This window comes from Segatella maculosa DSM 19339 = JCM 15638 (assembly GCF_000382385.1).
GTDB lineage: Bacteria > Bacteroidota > Bacteroidia > Bacteroidales > Bacteroidaceae > Prevotella > Prevotella maculosa.
Window position 1 is genome coordinate 1 of sequence record NZ_KB908374.1, and the last position, 1642, is coordinate 1642.

The 1642-nt window shown below is 39.6% G+C and carries 2 protein-coding genes; both read right to left on the reverse strand.

All coding sequences use genetic code 11. The features are described from left to right. Positions 1-137 precede the first annotated feature (137 nt). Positions 138-518, reverse strand: a complete 381-nt coding sequence (locus tag H164_RS0114260; protein ID WP_019969248.1) for a hypothetical protein — start codon at positions 516-518, stop codon at positions 138-140. Next, positions 518-1642, reverse strand: a 1125-nt coding sequence (locus tag H164_RS16040; protein ID WP_019969249.1) for an RHS repeat domain-containing protein, incomplete at its 5' end; no start/stop codon positions are given. The genes H164_RS16040 and H164_RS0114260, both read right to left, overlap by 1 nt.

Here is a 1642-nt window from a genome sequence, read left to right on the forward strand (position 1 = left end):
CATAGGTCACGACCTCTCCGTCGGGATAAGTCATGGTGCGCACACGGTTCCAGCTGTCGTAGGTGGCACCATAGATGTAGGTACGCACGTCGGCGATACCATAACGCCCAAAGAAATAAAAAAATAAGCCATAATAACTATATACTAACCATCTTCCATTTATATTTCTTTTTTTCTTTATTAAAAGCTTTGTTACTTATTTCTATAAAAGTTATATTATAATCATTATTTATTTTTTTCACCTCTGTCTTTAAATAATGGACTCTTTTATGTTTATCTGTAACCTGCACTATTATACCGCTTTTATTGTAACCATAGGCAATAGTTGTTGCAATTATAAAACTGGAAGACTTTGTATATCTAAAGCCTGGCCCAAGTACAGGAAATCCTTGCGAATCTATTATCTCAAAATGCGCAGGATATTCATAAACTACTTGTGCGCTCAAATTATAGGGTAATTTTTCCCTTGGATCTGAACAAGAGAATAATACTAACACGAATATAAGAAAATATTTCATTATTGTACTGGCTTAAAAAAGTAAGTTCGTGTTCGCGTCTTATAATGATACGGAGTCCCCCCGAATCTTTCTAGATTAGGGCCCATTCCATCAGGAATTGTATGGGTCAATTTATTGATAACTGGTATTTTACCTAAGCCCTTCTCGTCTATAAAATCTGGATCCCAAAATCCATCCCTCGCAAATAAGGTATAGGTAACACTTGCACTTTTTCCATTATTAGAAATAGAATAGTCGATATTAGTGTTTCCAATATGAAATGTTTTCTTCGTCATATCCACGCTGAAATATCCTTGAGGGGCAACGACTTGACTTGTTATTTTAGTATGTTTTTCTCTGAATTTGCTCGATGTCAACAACTCTAATGTAGATTGATCTCCGACATCTGCTGACTCTCCATGCCCATGTAAATAGTGTCTGGTAGCTTCCTCTGTATTATGCACAACTTTACCACTAGCAGCTTTAAAGCCTACCCATAAATCTTTTTTATTAAGTACCTGACCTGCCTTTAAATTTAAAATATCTCTTTTATTAGCTTTTACACCAACTCTATGAAGGATCGTCATCGCATTTTTTATATTAGTACCAAGAAATTTAGCCAAAGACGTAGCTTGATCACCTTTCTGTGCAACTAAATTTCCATTCTTATTCCATTCCCAATTCCCATCAGGATCAGTTAGGTTAATGGGATTTCCTAAGCAGTAAGTATTTCCTGCCATAGATGGTTTAGCTTCTATAAGTGCATCTACTCCATACCACAAACTTGTCACAGGATTCATGTATCTTGCACCATAGTAATAGAGTCCAGTCTCTGCATCCATCTCCTTGCCATTAAACTTGTACGGCATGTCCTCGCTGCTGCTATGCTCATCGACGAGTAACTCACCGTAGGGCAAATACGCATCGAACTGGGTGATGTTGGCCTTGGCATCAGTGATATATGATGTACTGCCGAGGTGGTCGGAGTGATAGAAGAAAATGTCCTCGGTGTTGGTGGTGTCTGTGGGGATATAACCATAGCCAGGTTGGGCATTGTCGGGGTCTTCGGGTGCTCCCCACTGGATGGGCGGCCCCGGAGGCGTACCTGGCGTAGTGTTGCGCTTCGGATGCTGCACCCAACCCTC

Coding starts and splice junctions, on each gene's coding strand:
- H164_RS0114260 (WP_019969248.1), bottom strand. CDS start 518: ATGAAATATTTTCTTATATTCGTGTTAGTATTATTCTCTTGTTCAGAT.